The sequence below is a fragment of the Paenibacillus sp. P4_E11 genome, assembly GCF_056401635.1.
Genome location: NZ_JBFUIX010000611.1, coordinates 1 through 814, shown reverse-complemented (window position 1 = coordinate 814; position 814 = coordinate 1). Strand labels below are relative to the sequence as shown.

Annotated in this window: 2 protein-coding genes; both read right to left on the bottom strand. The window is 43.6% G+C overall.

Annotated elements, in window-relative coordinates; translation table 11 throughout:
- Nucleotides 1-17 precede the first annotated feature (17 nt).
- A complete protein-coding gene (arsC, locus tag AC1DWB_RS36430; protein WP_477545915.1) occupies nucleotides 18-443 on the bottom strand; it encodes an arsenate reductase (thioredoxin) in 426 nt (141 codons plus the stop codon).
- Nucleotides 444-481: 38 nt separating this feature from the next.
- Nucleotides 482-814 (bottom strand): ArsB/NhaD family transporter (locus AC1DWB_RS36425; RefSeq protein WP_477545914.1); only part of this gene is annotated, 333 nt, incomplete at its 5' end.

Here is an 814-nt window from a genome sequence, read left to right as displayed (position 1 = left end):
TTATCATAGTAGCCACCTCATTTCCCTTCTTTTACAAATTGGTCAATCCGGTTCTTAATCGAATCACGAACGGTACGGAACTGATCCATGATCTCTTCTTCCGTTCCGGTAACTTTGGCCGGATCGTCAAAACCCCAATGCCATTTGGTTACGTTCTTGCTAGAGATCACTGGGCAATGCTCGTCTGCGTGTCCACACAGCGTGATCACATAGTCGGCTCGGTTTAAAATCTCGGGATTAATCACATCCGAAGTATGGCTGCTAATATCCACGCCATCTTCGTTCATAACTTGAACCGCACGGGGATTCAATCCATGGGCTTCAAGCCCAGCACTTTTAACTTCATATTTGTCGCTGCCTAAGGATTTGAGAAACCCATCCGCGATTTGGCTTCTGCAGGAATTCCCCGTACACAAAAAGTAAACTAAAGGTTTTTTCTCCATGGTTATTATCTCCTTTTCAGTTCGAATTCAGGAAACGGTTATGCGCCTTGATGCCCTCTTTTGGTGTGTTTGCTTCCTAGAATGGTTTTGACAATCCACGTAATAACGGCTATCCCAACAATAAAGACTACAATGCATAGCCATACATTTATGGTGATCGTTTGTATAAAATAGAGCCAGAAGTAAAGACCCATGAGGGTAATAAACAAAGTCGGAATGGTTAATATGACACCGATTTTAAAGTAGTACCCCCAACTAATTTTCACGTTCTTAGTGGATAGTACATGCAGCCAAAGTAACGTTGCCAGGGATCCGATTGGGGTGATTTTAGGCCCTAGATCGGATCCGATCACATTGGCGTAAATCAGCGC